Origin of the sequence: Holdemania massiliensis, from assembly GCF_022440805.1 — a bacterium.
Lineage (GTDB): Bacteria > Bacillota_I > Bacilli_A > Erysipelotrichales > Erysipelotrichaceae > Holdemania > Holdemania massiliensis_A.
Genome location: NZ_JAKNTK010000001.1, coordinates 1,743,260 through 1,764,262, shown reverse-complemented (window position 1 = coordinate 1,764,262; position 21,003 = coordinate 1,743,260). Strand labels below are relative to the sequence as shown.

The following is a 21,003-nucleotide window of genomic DNA, read 5'->3' as shown; positions in this document are numbered from 1 at the left end:
ATTATCTGATTAAACCTGCTATTTCCTTCATAAATTAAGAAAAATAAAAAAAGCCAGAAACCGGCTTCTTTTATTTTTTCTCCTTGTGAGTCGTTTTCTTATTGCAGCGTGGGCAGTATTTCTTGATTTCCATCTTTTCAGGGTGTTTTCTCTTGTTTCTTGTCCCAATGTAATTTTCTTCGCCGCATTCAGAACATTTGAAAGTAATTGCGTCTCTCATGAATATTCCTCCTAATAATGCTAAACAAGTATAACATAGTTTTTTTTAAATTACTATCTTTTTTCAAAAACCTGTTAATTCTTGGGTTTTTAACGGTTATTGTACCGGATTGCCGTTTCCCTGCGGATCATTGGGATCCTGGGTTGGCGGCAGTGCCGGATTTTCCGCCGGCACGTTGAGATTCGTATCTTCATCTGTAGATGGACTGTCATTTTCCGCCACATCATCCGGGTTATAAATCGCTTTGGTCAATTCATTGGTAATCCGTAAGCAGAGATTGCTTTGCGAACCTCCGCCGGTAACCCAGGCATTCGGAATCATGCAGGCCATTGAATACTGCGGATTCTCTGCCGGAGCATAAGCAACCAGACTGTTGTTGGTTGTGTCAACCGTAGTTTTTACCCCATCTTCGCCGGTGATATTGATAAACGATTCGGCAGTTCCGGTCTTTGCCGATATCGTTACCGGCAAATCAGTCAAACCATAACAAATCCCGCCGTAAACGCAGGCGTTAAACCCTTGGCGAACCCGTTCCAAAGCTCCTGTATTTTCAAGGGTTGACTGCACATTGACATAATTTTCGTAAACGACATTCTGAGTTCCCGGATCAAACGCCCGGCGAACCAAGCGTGGCTGAATCTTTTTCCCGCCGTTGGCAATCGTAGAAACATACTGCGCCAGTTCAATCGTCGTATAGTTATCCAGCTGTCCAATCGCAAAGTCCAGGGTATTGCCGGCATTGGTAAGCTTACCTGGAATATAACCAATGGCTTCGTTCGGCACATCAATTCCAGTCAATACGCCCAAGCCAAACTGACTGTAATAGCTGCGCATTAACAAATACGTATCAGCATTGATTTTCAGCGGATTGTTTTCAACATAAGTGCCGCCGCCCAGGCGGATTGCGACATTGAACATAAATACGTTGGAGGACTGAGCCAAGGCCTGGACATCATCCACCCATCCCAGCGTTTTCCAGGATTTCTTGATCGGCGTATCCTTAATTTTAATATAGTTATCCAAAATCTTTTCGCCGGGCTGAATTACCCCCTGATCCAGCCCCATATAGACCGTAGCCCCTTTCACCACGGAACCCGGGGCATAAGCATCCGCATAAATACTCGTTGGACTGGAACTAATCGTACCATCGGCATTGCGGATCATACAGGACATAGCCAGAATATCTCCGGTATTCGGATCCTGCAGAACATACATGATCCGGTCCATATACGGACGCAGCGGATCATTCTGATATTCAAGCAGCACCTGAGACAAAATCTCATCCAGTTTCTGCTGCAGGCGTGCGTCGATCGATAATTCCAGATCATACCCCTTCGAGCCTTCATTGACCTCGCTCAGATAACCTGTTCCATTTTCATCATACGCCAGATCATATACCGAACGCTTGCCGCTGAGCAATCCTTCATATTGTTTCTCCAAGCCAGACCGGCCTACCTTCTCATTTCGAGAATAATCCAGAGCCAGATAATAATCCAGATCTTCCGACGGCAGTCCCTGTTTGGAAGTCGTTACAGTCCCCAGCACTGACTTCAGCATAGATCCGAACGGATATTCCCGATCCCAGTCAAAATCCACGTTGAAGCCCTGATAATCTTCCATGTGTTCAATCAAAAATGCCGCTTCTTCAACAGTAACATCACTTTTAATAATCTTAGTCTGTCCGCTGGAAGGCATATCCATGGCCTGTTTGACGACATAGGCTCGACGCAGATCCGTATCCAGCGTCGCTAAATCTTCCTCCGTAATCCGGGCCAGTTCCAGATAATAGATATCATTGTCATTCAGATCCCCTTTGTAATACGCCGCCATTTCTTCTTCGGTGATCCGCTCGGCATCAATTTCCTTTTTATGCAGACTCAAATACAAATCCTTTAAATCCCGTGTTCCCAGCTGCGTTTCATCGACTTCAAAATCATTTGAAAAGCGCCGGGCCAGTTCCCATTCTTTTTCATCTTTAATCCCCTGCGGCGGGAAATAAGTGATATTCAGGCGTTGTTTATTGCCAACCAGCACCTGTCCGTTGCGGTCCAGCATTTCTCCCCGCGGCGTCGTGACCGTTTGATAACGACGGGTATAGGTGGCGAGCTTCTGCGCGTAATCCTCTGTTTTCAGCATTTGAATGGAATACAGACGCACAACGATAGCGGCCATACCCACGCACACCGCCAAGGCAACCAACTGAAAACGCCGGGTAACAATCTTGCTTAAATCCAGCGCTTTCCGCAGGTGTTCGCTGCTGCCTTCCCAGTGCAGTTTTTTATCATCTTTGGTTTTTCTTGGTCCAAGTAATGGTTTATTTGTCATGCACGATCTCCTCGTATGCCTTATTATACCTTATTTTTTTCTGCGTGAAATGAAAATTTGCACGGCAAGGATGAAATCCTGTTCACGCCCTGCTTCTATGCCTTGTCTTTTCTTGCCTTAAAGAACACAGAAAGCTGCCGACTCTCATTTCTACGCTCTCAATTTACTTTCTCAGCCAACAAGGATGCTTTTGCCTGCGACCCGACAGATTCCAACGATCTATTTTATTCGTTTTTTGGTATTGGAAGGCTGATGAATGATCAGCACATCCTCGGCAGCGATCTGCGTATTGCCATCCGGAACCATCAGTGTTTCATCCCGCAGAATCATCATGATCAAAAGCGCAGGCGGCAGCTTCAGATCTTTGATCCTGCGTCCCTGCCAGGAATGTCCTTCCTCAATCAGCATCTCCGTCAATTCCAGCTGTGCCGGTTCTGTGACTGCCGGGGCAATAGCAATGACAACATCACCCTGTTTAATGATCGTCTGTCCATGCGGGACTAAATTCTCGTTTTGCCGGCGAATCATGGCCAGCAGAACATCCCCAGGCAGCTTCAGCGACTGCACCGACTGTCCAATCCAGGCATGGCCTGAACGGATATCCAGCTGAATCATCTCAATCGCCGGGTCATCTTTGTAGTCATTAAAGGTTTTCAATACATCAGCACCGGTATCAATCATCTCTAATTTGCGCGCAATCCAGGGCAGCAGCGTCCCCTGCAGACTGATTGAAAGCAAGACCAGGCAAAATACAACATGGAAGACATCATAACGTGTATACGCCGGACTCACTGTCACCATGATTGCAAAAACAATCGAAGACGCCCCGCGCAGACCCGCAGCACTGACTAAGACCGTCTGCCGCCACGAACCCGCAAACGGTTTCAACAACAAGCTCACGGTAACCGGGCGGGCAATCAGCGTCAGAAACGCCATGATCAGTAAAGCGGGAAGGATCACGGATGACAGCTGCGATGGAAATGCCAACAGACCTAACAGAAAGAAAATCACGATCTGCATCAACCCTGTCACGCCGTCAAAGAAATGGACAAGCGACCGTTTATTGCGAAGAGATGCATTGCCCATCAGTATTCCAGCCAGATAGACGCAAAGATATCCATTTCCTCCGCCATAACTGCATAGCGCATAGGTCAGCAAAACCAAACCGACGACAAAGATGGAATCAAACCCTTCGGTCGCAAAATCAAACCGATTCAGACAAGCAATCCCAACTTTCGCGCATAACCAGCCGCTTAAACCGCCGATCATCAGCTGCTTAGCAAGCATCCAGGCGAAGGTTTCCGGGCTGCCCTGTCCCGCCATCATCGTTAAAAGCATCACCGTCAGCATATAGGAGAACGGATCATTGCTTCCGCTTTCCAATTCCAAAAGGGAGTCGGTATTCTCTTTTAAGGCCAGCTTCTTGCTTCGCAGAATTGAGAACATCGAGGCCGCATCGGTGGAGCTGATCACCGCTCCGATCAAAAAACTTTCCTGCCATTCCATTCCTAATCCCCAATGGCAGAACACGCCGGTCAATGCCGCTGTCAGAAAAACACCCAGCGACGATAATAACAGCGCTCCCTTAGCGACTGGCCGCGCCTGTTTCCAGCGTGTTCCAAAGCCGCCGTAGAACATAATATAAATCAAAGCTGCGGTACACAGCTTCTCCGCAAACGCATAATTTTCAAAGGGAATGCGGAATAATCCGTCGCTGCCGAAAACCATTCCCAACAAAATAAACAGGAGCAGACTCGGCACTCCCAGCCGAAATGAAAGCTTATTGCAGAGGATGCAGATCATCAGCACCCCGCCGCACAAGATTAATAAAAGATTGAAGTCGATAACTTTCCCTCCTCTTTAGCATCGATCCGAAAGCAAGCAGATTATCCTGATTCGGCAAAGCCTTTTTAATATTATATCATATTCAATTTCCCATGGGATCGCTACACCTGACATCTCTTCCCCATCTTTTCCTTTTCTTTCTCCTTCGTGTCCGATTTCAAATTTATGCTATAATAGAAACGAGGTGAATTTCATGAAAAAAAGAACGGAAACCCGCCCTATTCAGGTAGGAAACCTGCAGATCGGCGGTCAAAATCAAGTGATCATTCAGTCAATGACCAATACAAAGACGAAAAATGTAGAAGCGACAGTTCGGCAAATCCAACAGCTGTGTGAAGCGGGATGCCAGATCGTACGCATGGCAGTCTACGACCAGGAGGATGCCCGGGCGATCAAACAGATCAAAGCTCAGGTTAATGTTCCGCTGGTGGCCGATATTCATTTTGATTATAAATTAGCTTTAACCGCGATTGAATCGGGCGTCGATAAGATCCGCATCAATCCCGGCAACATCGGGGCGCGGGAAAACGTTGCGGCGGTAGTGGAAGCCTGCAAGCAGCATCATGTCCCTATCCGCATCGGTATCAACAGCGGTTCTCTGGAAAAAGCAGTGCTTGAAAAATATGGCCGGCCATGCGCTGAAGCGATGATTGAAAGTGCCCAAAAACACGTCGACATCCTGGAAGAACTGGACTTCCATGACATCTGCTTATCCTTTAAATCCAGCGACGTTATGTTGACGATTGAAGCCTACCGGTTAGCGGCTGACGTCTTTCCTTATCCGCTGCACTTAGGGGTTACGGAAGCCGGTACCTTTACTTCCAGTGCGATCAAATCCAGCGCAGCCTTGGGTGCCTTGCTTATGGATGGAATCGGCGATACAATTCGGGTATCCGTCAGTGCCGATCCGGTTGAGGAACTGCGCATCTGCAAGCAGTTACTGCGCTGCTTTAATCTGATTGATCGAGTCCCGAATTTAGTCAGCTGCCCAACCTGCGGCCGGATTCAGTACAACATGATTCCTATCGCCGAGGAAGTCGAACGGTTCTTGGCAACGATTAACGCTGATATCACCGTGGCGGTTATGGGCTGCGCCGTCAATGGGCCGCAGGAAGCCAGCCGGGCTGATATCGGCATTGCCGGAGGGAAAGAGGAAGGCCTGTTGTTTAAGAAAGGACAGCTCATCCGCAAAATTCCGCAGGATCAAATCGTTGAGGTCCTGAAGGAAGAAATTTTAGCGATGATCCAATAGTTGTTCTGCCGCAATGAAACTGAATTGCGGCATTTTTTAAGGAGGGATATGAAATGAGCGATGTTTTATGCCTGGGCAGCTGCGTACTGGATCTTTATGCTCAGGATCGAAAACCGACGGTCGGGGGCGATGCCGCCAACCAAGCCATCCTTTTGACGAAATTAGGCCTATCTGCAGCCTGCTGCGCGCTGCTAGGGCAGGACGAAGAAGCAGACCTGATCCGCAGCCAGCTGAAAGCGCAGGGCGTCGATATTCGCTGGCTGTCCCAACGACCGGATCAGATCACGACGCATTCGTTCATTCAGCTGGATGAAAATGGGGAACGGCAGTTTATCGTGACTGGGGAAGCTCACCGTCATTTCACCCTGGCTGACTTTCCTTTCAAGGCTTTGCCGGCTTTCAAAGTTTTATCCCTAGGATCCTTATTTACCCTGCATGAACTGGAAATCTCCGGTCTGCTTTCCATCTTTCAGCAGGCTCATGCGCACGGTTTAACAATATACAGCGATACAACCCGTGACCGGCACCACAAAGGACTGGCCGGCGTTGCACACCTGCTTCCTATCATTGATGTTTTCATGCCGTCATTCGAGGAAATCCGACCGCTGTGTTCCCGCCTTCAGCCCGATGAGATTGCGGAAGAACTGCTTCGCTACGGCTGTCAAACTGTCGTTTTAAAAATGGGTGCGGCAGGTGCGGCGGTTTATCAGGAAACCCAAAAGTGGAGCTGTGATGGTTATCCTGCAAAGGTGATCGATACAACCGGAGCTGGGGACAGCTTCTGCGCCGGCTTTATCGCCAGCCACGCAGCGGGACTGTCTTTCCCTCAAGCCTTGGATAATGGCTGCTGGTGCGGAGCGCTGGCCGTTCAATGGGTCGGCGCCAACACCGTTCCGTTGAACAAAGACACGCTGCCCTGGCCGCTGATCTGACGTCTTATCCAATCCTTTTCCAAATTCTAATAAGACTAAGAACAAACCCTTTCCACGTTAAAGATTAAAAAAACAGGAATCTCATCGGCATGGTGACTTGCTGCATGAATTTCCTGTTTTTTTTATTTAGATCAATCCGTCAAAATTTTCTGGCAAGATACAGATCCAGTGTGTCATAGATTCGGATCTGTCCGCCGACTGACTGCAGTCCCTTTGCCATCGCCTGTTCAAAGGCCAGACGTGTTGCTTCCGGCAATACCCGATGATCGGAATACGTGTTTAGTAAGCCTATATAGTCCTGAATATCCAGAGTTCTGACGCGATGGTAGAGATGCGCCTGCACGGAATCAAAACCAGCTTTGATCAAACGATCCGTCCAGGGCTTTAAATCAGATTCATCAAATTCCTTCAATTCCTGATCAGACGGACAAAATTGTTGATAAACCTGGCGATTAATCTGATTGGAACAATCATCGAGGCGATTGGGATAGGGATGATTCCAAAACAAAGCCAGACATCCCTGGGGTTTAAGCAAACGCATTACTTTTTCCAAAGCCTGCGGTTGTGGCAGCCAATGGAAGGCCGTAGCCGAATACAGCGCATCCCAACTGTTTTCCCTGAGCTCTAAATCCATGAAATCACCTTGAATCACCTGAAAGTTCGGTGCCTTCTGAAACTTTTTCTCCGCAAACGCAGCCAGCTTTCTGCCAAGTTCCACAGCGGTCAGCGAACAGCCTGTATCTAAAATCGGCTGGGTTGCCTGTCCCGTGCCAATCCCGATTTCCAGAACCTGGCTGTGCGGGCCAAGATGAAAACTTTGCAGCACCTCTTTCATCAGCGCCTCAGGATATTGTGGTCGATAACGTTCATAATTCAGCTCATCCTCGTCGAATTTTAATCGCAGCTCCATTCCTCAATTCCCCCTTTATGCCTTTATTGTAGCATAAACGCTTTTATTCTCCTTACCCTTTCGTTTGTTTTTTTCCTGCTGAATCCATGACTTCTTATCTTTCCGGCAACACCCAGAAGGCTTCCCAATCCGTCGTCATTATCGTGTTTTTGGAATAATTTGTTCCCTCCGGTACCAACATTACCATTTCACTAATGAATCGTCCGCAAAAGGCCGGCCGTTCAAATCGAAACGTATTCTTTGTCATATAATTCCGATAATTCTCCAAATCAAAGGGTTTTCCATTATAATTAGCTTCCGGATTGGCATTCAGCGGCTGTCCTTCAATCAAAATCGAGCGCAGCGCTTCAACATCAATATAGTTTCCCTGATCATCGCTGAGCATTAAATTGTAAGTTGGATCCAGAAAAACCCATTGATCCAACGATTCGCTGTACGCCTGAACGATGACATGGCAATCACTATCCCACTCACTCGCAGACAGACACCAAATCGGTACGGCTTTAACACCATAGCTGCGCAGGATTCCGCTTAAGAGCACGGAAAGATTGTTGCAGTTTAAGCCATTTCCATCGTCCGCGAAATTACCGACATTGTCAAATTGAGATTCACCTCGGTACTGTGAATTTGAAACATGATCATATTGTTCGCAAACCCAAAATAAGGCCGCTTTCATCAGATCCGTATCGGTCTTATCCCCGAGAATCGTATCCAGCTGATGCCGATCAAGCCATGCTGACGCTTCTGAATCCTTTCCCAGTTCAAATTGATACGGCGGCACCTGACCATCGGCAGGAAACTGCTGATAGTTCGCTAACAGCGCAGATTTTTCCTCCAGCGGTGCAAGGACGCTGAAATTCAACAAAGCTTGGGTATCCGGCTCAATCCACGTTAAGTCCATCGTTAACTGCCGATCTTGCGACTGCAGCGTTCCCTGATAACTGTCGCCTTGTTTTTGCAGCTCCAAAGTAAACTCTTCGTCTCTAAATACGAACGTTAATGTTCCTTCCTGTTCCTGCAACTGCTGAATCGTCCCATAGAGTCCAACCTTCCCCAACCAGCCATAGCCGGTGTTCATTAGAAGCAGTTGCTGATCTTGAGTACCAATATATCCTGTACCTTGGTAATAGCCAATCGGCAGTGATTCCAGCGAAACGGATGGATTGGTTCTTACTGTGCATCCGCTGATCAACAGACAAATCAATCCGATCATCATGATGATTCTTTTTGGCATTGTTTTTCCCTCCACTCATTCGTAACCAAAACAATCTGTACTATTTACAATAATACAGTATCATTAAATTATGAAAAACACAAGACCTTTTCAAGTCTGCATATGATTGAGTTCTTCCTGCGAAAAAAGGAGCGTTCTGTGAAAAACACGCCATCGTTAAGCTTTCTATTGCCATGAAATCATCAGTTCTGTACAATTTCTTGCTGAGAAAACCGTAACGTTTCCGCACTATTTTTCAGCTTTCAAACAATCTAACTTCTGCGGATCAAACACACCGTCCCGCAGCATTTCAATTTCCAGGCCATAAGGTGCATGATCCTCGACATACGGAGTTTCCAAAATTTTGACAACGCCGTCCAATCGCGGATCCGCAAACACCTGATACAATGCGTCAAAACCAATTTCACCCTGTCCCAGATTCGCATGGCGATCCTTACGGGCACCGCGGATGTTTTTGGAATCATTGAGATGAATTACCTTCAGAAGCGACAGTCCGATGACTTCATCCCATTGTTTCAATACAGTATCCAGTTCGGCCACTGGGTATCCTGCGTCATGAATATGACAGGTATCCAAACAGAATGCAATCCGTTCCTTCTTGACAACCCCTTCGCGCAGCTGCCGCAGCTGTTCAAAATTCCAGCCTAGCTCACTTCCCTTGCCGGCCATCGTTTCCAAGCAAATGAATACATCATGCTCATCCTGTTCCAAAGCCTGATTCAATCCTTCAATGATCTTAGCAAGCCCATCTTCTGCGCTCGCTTTGACGCTGGAGCCTGGGTGCAGCACTAAATAACGCGCACCCATCGCGGCAGTGCGTGCCAATTCCTGCTTCAGAAAACGAACTCCCAACTCAAACGTGTCCGGGTTTTGGACATTGCCTAAGTTGATAATATACGGGGCATGCACAATCACATTTTCCAAAGGAATTCCCTGTTTCTTCAACAAAGTTTGGCCTTCCTCTATCCGCAGCTGATCAACCGGTTTTCGCAGCGTATTCTGCGGCGGTCCGGTATAAATCATCAAGGCATTGGCGTTATAGGACAACGCTTCTTTTACAGCACCGACGAAATATTCCGGTGCTTTCATCGAAACATGACAGCCGATCTTATTCATCATTGCCCTCCTCGCGCTTCTGCCGCTGCTGCGCTTTATAGCGTTCTTTGCGCTGCGCACGGATCTCGCTCTGAATCATCGCCCGGCGTTCCTTACGCTGAATCTGCTTGACCAGCTCAGCTTTTTTCTTCTTGTATCCCGGTTTAACCTTTTCCTTTTTCCGGTTCAATGACCGCGCAATTTCTTTTTCGCGCTGCTGACTTGGTGACATTTTGCGGCGATCTGTCTGCCGCTGCGCCTGCCATTGTCCATTTTTAAAGGAGCGCACCTCAAAATGTACGCCGCGTTCTTTTAACAACCGGATTGCCCGCTCATCCTGTTCCTGATATAACGCGAAGCAGGTCCCCTCACGACCGGCCCGGCCTGTTCGTCCGGCGCGGTGAATATAGAAATCCAGCTCATTTGGGAAGCCCAATGAAACGACATGTGTAATCCCATCGATATCAATCCCTCGTGCCGCAATATCCGTGGCCACAATGTAGCTGTGATCCGCATGTTCCAGCTGCTTCATCGCCTGCCTACGCTGACGTGGCTGCAGTCCACCATGGATTTCAATCACAGGGACATTCGCATCGCGCAGGGCGTTTGCCGTAGCCGCCGCTTCTTCACGGGTATTGGCGAAGATCAGGCAGACATAAGGCATAAATCCCGGCAGGATCTGCAGAAGCGTTTCTGCGTAACTGCGGTGCTTGCAGGGAACGAGGATATGCTCAATCTTAGGATCCATTTTCGTTTCCTGGTCAATTTTAATCGTCTGTGGTGCCTGCATGTATTTTTTTAGGAAAGGCTTTAAGCCTTGAGGAATCGTTGCGCTGAACGCCATCATCTGTAAATGACTGCCCATGCGGGAGGCAATCGCATCGATGTCCTCCAGAAAGCCAAATTCCAGCGTCATATCCGCTTCATCGACGATCAGAATGGAAGCGGTGTCTACCCGCAGCACTTCCTGATCTAAAAATAAATCTTTGATTCGGCCCGGGGTTCCGATAACCAGATGCGGCTGCGTTTTAATTGAATCCGCCATCTTTTCCCGATCCAATCCGCCGGTAATTAACCGCACTCTCAGCCGCGAATCTGCCTGCATCATTTTCTTAGCGCGGTTGTAAATCTGCATCGCCAGCTCGCGGGTTGGAGCGGTGATCACCGCCTGAACCTGCGGCAGCTCCGGTTTTATTTTTTCCATTAACGGAATTAAAAAAGCGTGGGTTTTGCCGGTACCCGTTTCTGAAATTCCGATGATATCCCGACCTTTTAATGCCGCGGGAATCACCGCTGCCTGAATCGCTGTCGGCTCAGTGAAGCCTTCCAGCTCAATTAATTTCTGCGCACTTTCCCGCAGATGAAAATCGTTGAATTGTGTCATACTCTTCCTCCTTTAAAGGGGTGAAAACTTGTTTATTGTCGACTTTGTTCCGATCGTTAAACTTCTCACTTTGCCCATCAATTATACAGATTTTAAGCCATTTGTGCAATTGTCACGCTGATTTTCCTCAATCTTTTGCTCCTTTTTTTCAGTTTTTTACCGGTCTTGAGATGCTTTTTTCCATTCACAGCGAAAGACTGATCTGAATCAACGTTTCTATATCCCATTTCCCTGGATTTTATTTCACTTGCACCCAAATTAACGTTCAGGCTATAATGATTGAAGAAAAAGGAGTGTTTCATTTATGGAAATCATCCCCGTCATTCCCCGCGGTTACTGCAAAGGGGTTACCCAGGCCATCGCTCTGGCGCGCAAAACAGCCCGCGAAAATCCCGGCGTTCCGATTACAATGCTTGGCATGATCGTACATAACCGGTATGTTGTAGATGCCCTGAAACTCGATCACATTCGCTGTATTGAACAGGCCGGAAAAACACGGTTAGAGTTATTAGATGAAATCAACGAAGGCATCGTCATATTTACCGCGCACGGCATCAGTGAGGAAGTCGCTCAAAAAGCCCGGCAGAAAGGATTAACCTGTGTTGACGCTTCCTGTACGGATGTCAAGGAAACCCAGCGGTTAGTTCGGCAGGCAATCTGTGAGGGAGCCGATGTGCTGTATATCGGCAAGCGTCATCATCCCGAAGCCGAAGCGGTGCTGGCGATCAGTCCGCGCGTCCATCCCGTTTATGACCAGGAATCATTGGCCGCCTTGTCCCTTGACAACGAAAAGATTCTCGTCACCAATCAAACCACAATGAGTATTCTGGAAATCAGCCGTCTGATGGAACAGATCCGTTTGCGCTACCCACATGCTCAATTTGAAAAAGAAATCTGCAACGCCACACGGATTCGACAGGAAGCAATTCAGAAACTAAAGGATATCGATCTCTTGATTGTCGTCGGCGATCCCCAATCCAACAATTCCAACAAGCTTAAAGACATTGCGATTCAAAGCGGAATCCCGGAAGTCCTGCTGATCGAAACCGTCCAACAGCTAAAACCTGAAAATTACCAAAACCGCGGCCGGATTGCCGTGACCAGCGGGGCATCAACACCGACCTATCTAACTCAGCAGGTTATCGGCTATCTGAACGAAGTTGCCCGCGGCAACACGCCGGACATGCCGCAAATTGAATTGGATAAGCTGTTATAGAACCCAAATTCGCAATTTAAACCTGGTGATTTTTTTACTTGGCAATAAGACATATCATTCAGGTATTTGACAGTTTTCCCGCTTTCATGGGTTTTATTAATCCTTCTCAAAAAGCAAGCTCATCAAGTCTTTCTGATGATCTTGCTTTTTCTTATTATCAAGGTATGAATTTTCTTCTAAAATCTCCTGTTTTAGACTAAATTTGAGCCGATGTCAAAGACTTTTGATAGACAACCTCAGCGCAAAATGGCATGCTTAAACCGAAGGGAGAACATCTCATGGAACTGAATATCAAACTTAAGGAAGCGCGATCCCATGCCGGATTGACTCAGGAAGAAGTCGCAGAAGCGATTCAGGTATCGCGGCAGACGATCTCCAATTGGGAAACGGGAAAATTCTATCCGGATATCCTCAGCGTAATCAAACTCAGCGATCTCTATGCAATATCGCTGGACGAGCTGTTGAAAGGAGATAAAAAGATGATTGAACACCTTGAAGAAAGCACCGATGTCGTCAGCAGCAATCGCCGGTTGATCGCGGCCGTCATTGTCAACGTCGCACTCATGATCATTCTGGTGACCTTCAACGGTCTGATTTCCAATAACCGCCTGTTGATCGGCATTAGCGCTGTGATCGGAATTCTGAGTACCTGCGTTCTGTTTTATCAGATTATCAAGAAGTTTTAGGAGGAAAAAAGATGACTGCTTTATTGATTATTCTTGTATTTGCCGTTTTATTAGGGGCGGCTTCCTTGGCGTTTCAGATTTATCGGCTCACAGAACTGGATGCCAGCTGCCGCAATTTAAAGCATCCGAAGTTCTGGGGTCTGTTTTCATTAAGCGGAAATAATGGCTCCGGAGGCTTGATTCTTTATCTGATTGGCCGTCGCAAATACCCGATTACAATGACTTCAGCGCAGTGCCAAACGATGATATCCTACAAGCAGAAAGCTGGGATTTCATTAGGTTTTATCGCAGTAAGTACGATTCTGCTTATAGTTCTTGTTCTCTCGGGTGGCTTTTCGCTTTAATGCGACAGAAACCCGCGTAGAATAGGATTTTTCTTGACGGAAAATAAAAACAAAAACTGATCTATAAAAACGAAGCTCTGGCAAAGAGCTTCATTTTATAATATTCCCTTCAATACAGCGCCTCAAACAAAACTCCGCACGCCATCCTTTTCCAACAAAATCTGACCATCATAAAACGGTGCGGCATAATTATATTCAAAAGGGACTAAGATCGTTCCATCCATCCCCAATACACCATAGTAGCCAGCCAGATCCTGGGCGACAATGCGGCCATGATCTGGCGGATAAGCCGTCCAGCGATCATGATCCGGATCTACTAACAGCAACGCCCGGTATTGACAAGGAATAATCTCTTCTCCTGCCGCGTTGACATAACCCCATAGTCCATCCCGAGCGACCGGAATCAGATCGCCAGTGATCGCTAAACCATCATCATAAATTGCATCTGTCACAAGCTCTCCCTGACGATTAAAAACTCCCACACGATTCAGCCATTCATATTCGGGGATCCCTTCCTGGCTTTCAGAATATCCCCTGATCGCATGATATAACCCCAGCTCGCCCTTCATGCGCGAGCCATCCAGAGAATAAAATGAGCCAGGACCATCATCGCCAGAAAAGACCGTATAGATCTTCTGTGTATCCATATCAGCATAAAAGGCTTTAGCACTAAGACCATGTTCACCAGAACACAAAAAGTAGGGTGTCCCTGAAACATACTTGAAGTCATAGGCACGTGCATCGCAATGCAGCTCCAAGGAATCCAAAATTGGATAAGCACTCCCCAGAATTTCCACCACAACTTCCTGATTCCGTCCGGCTACGCCATAGCGTCCGTTCTTTTCCAGCACAACCATTCCTTCGACCAGTTCCAACTCGGCAGCGTGTTCTGGAAAACGATTAACTAATGGATAAACATGATCGAAGTCAGTTTCCCATACCGAAGGCAATCCCGGCACTGTATTATCTAGTTTCTCCATCTCATAGTCTTCAATAATCCATGTCCCCCATTCATCGCGATAGGCAGAATGATAATTTACTTTTAAGCTGGCATATTCACTCCCGACACAATCTTTTAGTTTTACAAAGTTCCCTGACTTCATTCGTTTATCGCCAACAGTGACAAGATATTGATTGTCACCCTCAATCATCCGACCTGTCCAGACACATTCTAAAACCACTTCAATCTCCCCTTCAATGACCGGCGTCGATGTCGGCTTGGGAGTTGGCGTAGGTTTAATCTGCGGCGTTGAGATCGGTGTCGGCTCCGGAGTGGCCGTCATCTTGGGTTCATCGTTCTTTCCACAGCCGCTGATTAAAAATAAGATTAAAATTAGGATTGGAAAACGTCGCATTCTTTTTCCCTTCTTTCCCTGCTTACGCTTCTTTCTTCCATTATATCGAAAGTCTTCAAAAGAAAACGGTATAAAAGACAGGTTTCATGAATTTGTAAGATTTAAAGCAAACTTTATTTATTCATAAGTTAACTGTTCAAAATTCTGCATTCCCGCAGGAAAATAGGAAAACAGCTAAAAATAAAGGATTAGCTGATTCGCCAATCCCTTCCTGATTCTACTTTTTATGTTTTTTTAAAGCCGTGATTTCCTCTTCGGTACAGGCTCGCCACTGGCCTGGCTCCAACGCTTCATCCAAAGTCAGCGGCCCCATTGTCAAACGCTTTAAGTAAGTGACTTCATTATCACAGGCATGCATCATCCGCTTGACCTGATGAAATTTTCCTTCCTGAATCGTCAGCAGAATCACCTGATCCTCAATTTGTTTCAGCACTGCCGGCTGGCAGATTTCTTCATCGCTAATTCGAATTCCTTCGAGAATCGCTGGCTCATACTGAGGATCCCAAGCTTTTTCCAAATGGACTTCATACGTTTTATCAACATGCTTTTTCGGCGAAAGCAGATCGTGAGCCAAGGCTCCGTCATTAGTGATCAAAAGCAGACCTTCGGTATCAATATCCAGCCTACCCACCGGGAACAAATCATTGCGGCTGCTTTCCAGACAATCCAGTACCGTAGAATAGCGGCTGTCCTCAGTCGCACTGACCACTCCTTGAGGCTTGTTCAACATAATATAAACCGCAGATTCATAAGCAATGATTTCGCCGTCCACACACACCTGATCCGTTTGTTCATCAATCTTCAGATCATCCTTTTTAACACGCTGTCCGTTGATCTCCACCCGGCCTTTGCGAACCAGCTCTTTGACTTCCTTCCGTGTCCCCAATCCGGCATGCGCCAGAAATTTATCCAGCCGCATCATCGGATCACCTTTCGCGTCATGCGACGAACCATCGCCGGCAGACTCATGTGGAATAAATGCTGCGGAAGCCGGAAAAACGCGGTCGTGATAAAGTAGGTTATCATGCCCAAAATACCATAGGCCGCCAACTGCAGAACACCGATCAGCCGCGAAGCGTTGACTACAGTCAGTCCTGCCCAGCGCAGCAAAACAAAGCAGCCATTCATCGCAATCAAGCCGATCACAATCACACCTAACCGCCGCCAGACCCGGGCATACTGTACTTTATATTTCTGCTTGATTAAATTCAGATTCAGAAAAATAATGACCAGCGATGTCGCAACACTGGAAGTAATCGCCCCGCTGAATCCTGTATATTTAACCAAAGGGAAAAAGGTTGCCAGCTTCACGCCAAAACCGATGATCAGATACAGAATACTCTGACGCCGAAAGCGCAGCGACATCATTAGTGAGCTGCAGATCGGTGAAAGCGTACCGGTTAACGCCAGCAAGGAACTCCATGCCAGCATTTCACTGCCCAGGCTGAGATTTCCTTTGCCATACATGATGTAATAAATCGGCGAAGCCAGTGCAAACAGACAGAAGCACAGCGGCGCACCAATATACAAAACCGTATCCAGACAATCCAGAACATTCCGCCGCAGTTCTTTAAAGTTGCGGTTTTCCAGAGAAATTGTAACATACGGAACAATTCCAGTCGAGAAGCCCAGTGCCAGTACCTGCGGGATGGACGTCAGCTTGTTGCACTGCACCTGGATGATGCCTAACGCGAGCTTGGCATCCTCATAACTGCTTCCGGCCGATGTCGCAGTATTGATGAAAAAGTTGTTATTCACAATGTTCATACTGTTGCCCAATAAAGCGGTGATCAAATACGGCAGACCGAACAGCAGCAGTTCCTGAAACAGCTCACCGACCTCTTTCGGCCGGGTTGACTGATGCCGGGCCAAATCCTTAATCGGCTGATAATGCTTACGGTCATAAATCAGATAATAGGCGATAGCGGCTATCGCGGCCAGCGAAGTTGATAAGACCGCCATATACACCGCAAAAATATTGTTCATATCCAGAATGTAAACAAAAAAAGCACCCAGCGCCAACAAGGAAACAACTCGGGTCAGCTGTTCCAGAACCTGAGAAAACGCATAGGACTTCAAATCCTTCAAGCCCTGATAAAATCCGCGGAACGAACTGAGAAACGGCACGCAGACAACCGCAAGCGAAAGGATCATGAAGACATTGCGCAGAATCGCAACATCCTCCGGTGTTTTCTTAGCCCCCAGCACCGAGGACGCCAATGGACCCGATACCATGATAAACAGCACCGCCATGACAAAGCCGCTCAAAAGCATCAAAGCCATCGACAGCCGGCGTACCAAAATGACTGTTTTATAATCTTCATTGTTGGAATACTTTGCGACCATTGCCGCTACCGCAAACGGAATACCAGCCGAACAAATACTCAGCAGGATATCATAATAGGTATAAGCAACGCTGTAAAACGACATATTGGCTTCTCCAGCAATTGCAGTAAAAGGGACAACATAAAGAAGTCCCAAAGCTTTGGATATAAAGATCCCGGCCGAGCTGGTTAACGCCCCGGCGATCAAAGACTGTTTCTTACCCTTGGTCATGATTACTCACTGTCATCCTCATCCTCAATCGGAAGATCATCATGGGCGCCTTCTGTCTGAGGCTCCGCTTCCGGTGTCGCTGACTGATTTACAAAGTCTCCTGTCAGCTGAAGATATTCGCGGGTTTCCTTTAATTTGGCATAATCCTTCCACAGCACCATAACGTTTAATGAAATTGTTGGAGAAGAGGTTTCACCGCTGGCCATCAAGCCTTTAACATACCCCAGTTCCGGATAGACCTGGTTGGGGATCAGCGAGTAATCTTCGTTTTCCAGCAGGCCGACTGAAGGCGCAATGACCGATGTCTGCAGGTAATCCACAGCTGCATCGACAACCAGCATTTCAACATCCACCATCGCCACCTGCGGATTATCCAAAATCACATAATAACGATAGGTGCCGTCAGGAAGCTGATTCATGACGACTTCAATATCATAAAAATCCGATTTTTCCTGAAATCGGTCCATATCCATAATGGATTTATAGTAAGCAGTATACAGCTGCATTTTCTCTGTACTGATTTGATTCGGATCCTTTTTGGAACAGCCGCTGATCAACAACAAAGCAGCAGCCATCAGGCAAAGTATTTGTCTGCGCATAAACAACACCTCCAGAGTATTATAACATAAGACATTAAGCTTACAAAAGAATTAATTCCGGCTTTTGTTCCAGAGCTGATAAAAATCATTCACGCAGCCTTTTCAGAAGGGGTCTTACGGCATGAACATCAACATGCGTAAGAAAAAGAAACTGACGATCTTTCAGCCGGTTTCATCCCGCCGAAGCCATCAGTTCCTTTTTCTTTAGTGTTCGGCCTTTTTCTTAAAGGTCCGGCACAGTGTTTCATGGTCGCAGCATGGCTGAACACATTCGTCACAGCCGACTTCGATCTTCTCTGCGGTACATTCGCATTGCGTGTTGTAAACACAGGTCTTGACATTGCAGCCGATCCGGTTCTTATTCATCGTCATCGCCTCCCGCATTTAGGCTTCCCGTCTTTTCGGATTTTATCCGATAGACGATCATTCCGCTGAAACTGTACAGCTGTTCGGGAATGACTGAAAAATGCGAGGTTGCCAGCTGGACTGATAAGACGTCGCGTTCGTCCAGTTCCGCCAGAAATTCGTTCAGACTGTCGGTCAGATCGTCTTCATGCTGCTCATCGAACACTTTTACCTGAATCATGATTTTCACCCTGTTTCAGCATACCGGTTTAAGCGGGTGAAATTTGTCTAAAGCAAGCTATGCTGCTGCATAAACTCCTGCAGCGCTTGTTTTTCCTGCGGTGAAAGCGGTACTAAAGGCAGCCTCACCCCATCTTCACACCATCCCTGCAAAGCAAGCATGGCTTTAATATCGGACGGTGAGGAAACTTGAAAGATCTGATTGCTGACCTGTTTTAGAAACTGATCCAGCTCCGTATTTTCAACACCATATTGATAATCTTCCCAGATTTTAACGATCATCGGCATTACACAATGACCGGCAACCGAAACAATTCCACTGATTCCTTCGCGCAGTCCCTCAAGAAAATAGCCGTCCTCACCGCTGAGAATCTGGACCTGATCATTTTCCGTAAGGATGGCTCTGACCATTTCCATATCATGACAAGCCTGTTTTAAGGCCCGAATATTGGGAAAATCCTGAGCCAGCTGGAGTACAGTCTGAGCACTCAGTGCGACGCCGGTTCGTTTCGGTACGTTATACAGCATCACTGGTTTTTCACTGATTCGGGCACAAGCCGCAAAATGGGCATACAGTCCCTGTTGTGAAGGTCGGACATAATAAGGACAGACAAGCATGATGCCGTCGATCGGTTCGGTGTTGGCCCAGCGGATCATGTTCAGCGTTTCGGCAGTATTGTTGGATCCGCAGCCCATCCAGACACAAACCCGCTGGTCACTCTGTTCAATCACGCAGTGCAGCACCTGCTTTTTTTCTTCCAGACTTAAAGCACTGGCTTCAGCGGTCGTCCCGCATACGACAAATCCATCGCAGCCTTCCGCAATCAGTTTCTCGACAAGATTACTTAACGCCAGCTCATCTATCTGTCCCGTTTCTTTCATCGGCGTGATCAACGCCGTCATGCAATGGCCCAATCTCATTGTGATCCCTTCCCTTCCAATAACAACGGCTGAAGCTGCCGGTCTTCCAGCGCCGCGCACAACGCGGCTTCGATCTGCTTCCAGTCGCTGACCAGACTGTTTGGCTTATGGACATAATCATCTTGTCCAAACGGCACGAAAAAGATATGCCGAAGCTGTTTCAAACGCAGAAGATTCACGCCGGAAAGCCCCAGAAAATCATTGGAAGCAATCCCCAGCACCAATGGCTTCTGATTGCGCAGCAGTGCCTTGGCGGCCAGTGTAATCGGCGTGTCATAAATTCCCAGTGTCAGCTTGTTCAGCTCGGTTGCCGTGATCGGCGCAATGATCATCGCGTCAAAATGATCAATCGGGCCGGTCCGCTCTGCTTCCTGCAAAGTCGTCATTACCGGACGGGTGCTCAGTGTTTCCAGCAGCTCCATACGTTCACAGGCGGGTCCAAAGCGGGTATCGAGCTGGGCTGTGTTTTCACTGACGATCATCGTGATCGGCCAGCGCTGGACCATATCCCGCAGCTGTTCAATTACGGCGGCATGATTGCAGAAAGAGCCGCACATTCCCCATAACAATTTCATCGTTTCACCTCTTTCAAAATCACATCCGCCAAGATTTCACCGGCGCTCTGCCACGCCACAAGTCCCGGCAGCGGCGGAGCCGCGATCACCTGTGTATCTTTGCGCTTATAAACACGTTCATTGACCCCTGCGGCACGAGAGGCAATATCAATGATCAACGGCTTGTCCTGCCAGAGGGCTACCATAGCATCGTTGATGACCTCTACCGGCGCAGTATTGATGACGACCGGCCAGGGCTGCTGAAACTGCCACTGCGGCAGACTGATGAAATCATAAGGCAGATCCGCACACTCGGGATGAGAGTGCGCTGAAACAATTCTCACTTTGAGCTTCAGACAATCAAGCAACTGGGCGATGGCTCGTCCGCAATGCCCAAAACCGATCACATCATAGCGATATTCCGCCAGGGAACGCGGTGTGTTCTGAATGATCATGGCCAAAATACCTTCAGCCGTTAAGGCAGCGTTGGCCGAGATGACTTCTTCCCGTGCCAACAACGAGATTACCGTCTGCGGCAGTTTTTTAATATACGGTGTAATCACCCCTGTAAAAATTAAGGTTTCTTTGCGCAGCGCCGCAAAAAAAGCCTTCATGCAGTAGCCCCTTTTTTTCAATTCGATAAATCCGTCGTCACTGACGCCTTGAATCGGCAAAATAACCAGATCGATTCTGCCTGCCATCCGTTCGATCTGTTCCATGTCTTTTTCACATCGGCCTTCCTGAACCTGAATCCCTGCCGACCGTAAACGTTGAATGATAATTTCCATACGCTGGTCATTCACAAACACGACCGCTTTCATGGATGCACCTCCTCTTGTATCCCATTCTATGAAGGAAAAAAAGAAGGGTTCCTGATCCTGTGTTCCCTCCTCTGCTTTGCAATAAAAAAAACAGAAACTAAGTATGCAATGATCTGCCCCCTGTCTACTTGACAGGGGGTAAATCAATCATTCTGTCTTTCTGCTTTTG

General features: G+C 47.4%; 21 protein-coding genes. 5 read left to right on the top strand and 16 right to left on the bottom strand.

Features of this window, described 5'->3' with window-relative positions; all coding sequences use genetic code 11:
• Window positions 1–70 precede the first annotated feature (70 nt).
• The 3 genes from rpmG to MCG46_RS07980 all read right to left on the bottom strand — a co-directional run bounded on the left by rpmG (window position 71) and on the right by MCG46_RS07980 (window position 4,390).
• Window positions 71–220 (bottom strand): 50S ribosomal protein L33, encoded by a 150-nt coding sequence (gene rpmG, locus MCG46_RS07990; protein WP_020223239.1) that lies wholly within the window; start codon window positions 218–220, stop codon window positions 71–73.
• A 96-nt stretch (window positions 221–316) separates the two neighbouring features.
• Window positions 317–2,545 carry a peptidoglycan D,D-transpeptidase FtsI family protein gene (locus MCG46_RS07985; RefSeq protein WP_240279160.1) on the bottom strand — a complete coding sequence of 743 codons (2,229 nt, stop codon included), beginning with the start codon at window positions 2,543–2,545 and terminating at the stop codon, window positions 317–319.
• 219 nt (window positions 2,546–2,764) lie between these two features.
• The gene (locus tag MCG46_RS07980) at window positions 2,765–4,390 is read right to left on the bottom strand and encodes a potassium/proton antiporter (RefSeq protein WP_345893097.1); all 1,626 of its coding nucleotides are present in this window, start codon (window positions 4,388–4,390) and stop codon (window positions 2,765–2,767) included.
• Window positions 4,391–4,583: 193 nt separating this feature from the next.
• Between MCG46_RS07980 and ispG the strand changes: the two genes are divergently transcribed.
• Together ispG and MCG46_RS07970 are read left to right on the top strand one after the other, a co-directional pair.
• Window positions 4,584–5,642: a flavodoxin-dependent (E)-4-hydroxy-3-methylbut-2-enyl-diphosphate synthase gene (ispG, locus tag MCG46_RS07975; RefSeq protein WP_240279158.1), complete on the top strand. Its 1,059-nt coding sequence runs from the start codon at window positions 4,584–4,586 to the stop codon at window positions 5,640–5,642.
• A 53-nt stretch (window positions 5,643–5,695) separates the two neighbouring features.
• Window positions 5,696–6,574, top strand: coding sequence for a carbohydrate kinase family protein (locus MCG46_RS07970; RefSeq protein WP_240279157.1), 879 nt, complete (start codon window positions 5,696–5,698; stop codon window positions 6,572–6,574).
• Between the two features lie 139 nt (window positions 6,575–6,713).
• Here the strand turns inward: MCG46_RS07970 and MCG46_RS07965 are convergent, their stop codons facing one another.
• The 4 genes from MCG46_RS07965 to MCG46_RS07950 all read right to left on the bottom strand — a co-directional run bounded on the left by MCG46_RS07965 (window position 6,714) and on the right by MCG46_RS07950 (window position 11,197).
• Window positions 6,714–7,484, bottom strand: coding sequence for a class I SAM-dependent methyltransferase (locus MCG46_RS07965; protein ID WP_240279156.1), 771 nt, complete (start codon window positions 7,482–7,484; stop codon window positions 6,714–6,716).
• Between the two features lie 94 nt (window positions 7,485–7,578).
• Complete coding sequence (locus MCG46_RS07960; RefSeq protein WP_240279155.1) at window positions 7,579–8,718, bottom strand: transglutaminase domain-containing protein; 1,140 nt, start codon at window positions 8,716–8,718, stop codon at window positions 7,579–7,581.
• A gap of 228 nt (window positions 8,719–8,946) precedes the next feature.
• Window positions 8,947–9,834 (bottom strand): deoxyribonuclease IV, encoded by an 888-nt coding sequence (locus tag MCG46_RS07955; RefSeq protein WP_240279154.1) that lies wholly within the window; start codon window positions 9,832–9,834, stop codon window positions 8,947–8,949.
• Window positions 9,827–11,197: a DEAD/DEAH box helicase gene (locus MCG46_RS07950; RefSeq protein WP_240279153.1), complete on the bottom strand. Its 1,371-nt coding sequence runs from the start codon at window positions 11,195–11,197 to the stop codon at window positions 9,827–9,829. Before MCG46_RS07950 ends, MCG46_RS07955 begins: the two co-directional genes overlap by 8 nt.
• A gap of 304 nt (window positions 11,198–11,501) precedes the next feature.
• Between MCG46_RS07950 and ispH the strand changes: the two genes are divergently transcribed.
• From ispH to MCG46_RS07935, 3 genes are all read left to right on the top strand, one after another.
• Window positions 11,502–12,413: a 4-hydroxy-3-methylbut-2-enyl diphosphate reductase gene (gene ispH, locus MCG46_RS07945; protein ID WP_240279151.1), complete on the top strand. Its 912-nt coding sequence runs from the start codon at window positions 11,502–11,504 to the stop codon at window positions 12,411–12,413.
• A gap of 278 nt (window positions 12,414–12,691) precedes the next feature.
• Window positions 12,692–13,099 carry a helix-turn-helix transcriptional regulator gene (locus tag MCG46_RS07940; protein ID WP_240279149.1) on the top strand — a complete coding sequence of 136 codons (408 nt, stop codon included), beginning with the start codon at window positions 12,692–12,694 and terminating at the stop codon, window positions 13,097–13,099.
• 11 nt (window positions 13,100–13,110) lie between these two features.
• The gene (locus MCG46_RS07935) at window positions 13,111–13,443 is read left to right on the top strand and encodes a hypothetical protein (RefSeq protein ID WP_240279147.1); all 333 of its coding nucleotides are present in this window, start codon (window positions 13,111–13,113) and stop codon (window positions 13,441–13,443) included.
• Between the two features lie 122 nt (window positions 13,444–13,565).
• On the opposite strand, the gene MCG46_RS07930 is transcribed toward MCG46_RS07935, so the two are convergent.
• The 9 genes from MCG46_RS07930 to MCG46_RS07890 all read right to left on the bottom strand — a co-directional run bounded on the left by MCG46_RS07930 (window position 13,566) and on the right by MCG46_RS07890 (window position 20,834).
• Window positions 13,566–14,798: a WG repeat-containing protein gene (locus MCG46_RS07930; protein WP_240279146.1), complete on the bottom strand. Its 1,233-nt coding sequence runs from the start codon at window positions 14,796–14,798 to the stop codon at window positions 13,566–13,568.
• A gap of 217 nt (window positions 14,799–15,015) precedes the next feature.
• Complete coding sequence (locus tag MCG46_RS07925; protein WP_240279144.1) at window positions 15,016–15,717, bottom strand: pseudouridine synthase; 702 nt, start codon at window positions 15,715–15,717, stop codon at window positions 15,016–15,018.
• Complete coding sequence (locus MCG46_RS07920; RefSeq protein WP_240279142.1) at window positions 15,717–17,354, bottom strand: oligosaccharide flippase family protein; 1,638 nt, start codon at window positions 17,352–17,354, stop codon at window positions 15,717–15,719. Before MCG46_RS07920 ends, MCG46_RS07925 begins: the two co-directional genes overlap by 1 nt.
• Before the next feature lie 2 nt (window positions 17,355–17,356).
• Window positions 17,357–17,953: a hypothetical protein gene (locus MCG46_RS07915; protein WP_154240023.1), complete on the bottom strand. Its 597-nt coding sequence runs from the start codon at window positions 17,951–17,953 to the stop codon at window positions 17,357–17,359.
• Window positions 17,954–18,157: 204 nt separating this feature from the next.
• Window positions 18,158–18,319 carry a DUF1540 domain-containing protein gene (locus tag MCG46_RS07910; protein WP_020223222.1) on the bottom strand — a complete coding sequence of 54 codons (162 nt, stop codon included), beginning with the start codon at window positions 18,317–18,319 and terminating at the stop codon, window positions 18,158–18,160.
• Window positions 18,312–18,539, bottom strand: coding sequence for a sporulation protein Cse60 (locus MCG46_RS07905; protein WP_020223221.1), 228 nt, complete (start codon window positions 18,537–18,539; stop codon window positions 18,312–18,314). Before MCG46_RS07905 ends, MCG46_RS07910 begins: the two co-directional genes overlap by 8 nt.
• Window positions 18,540–18,586: 47 nt before the next feature.
• A complete protein-coding gene (gene dapA / locus MCG46_RS07900; protein ID WP_240279141.1) occupies window positions 18,587–19,459 on the bottom strand; it encodes a 4-hydroxy-tetrahydrodipicolinate synthase in 873 nt (290 codons plus the stop codon).
• Window positions 19,456–20,034: a dipicolinate synthase subunit B gene (locus tag MCG46_RS07895; protein ID WP_020223219.1), complete on the bottom strand. Its 579-nt coding sequence runs from the start codon at window positions 20,032–20,034 to the stop codon at window positions 19,456–19,458. Before MCG46_RS07895 ends, dapA begins: the two co-directional genes overlap by 4 nt.
• Entirely contained in the window at window positions 20,031–20,834 is an 804-nt protein-coding gene (locus MCG46_RS07890; protein WP_240279140.1) for a dipicolinate synthase subunit DpsA, read from the bottom strand. Before MCG46_RS07890 ends, MCG46_RS07895 begins: the two co-directional genes overlap by 4 nt.
• Window positions 20,835–21,003: the final 169 nt, after the last annotated feature.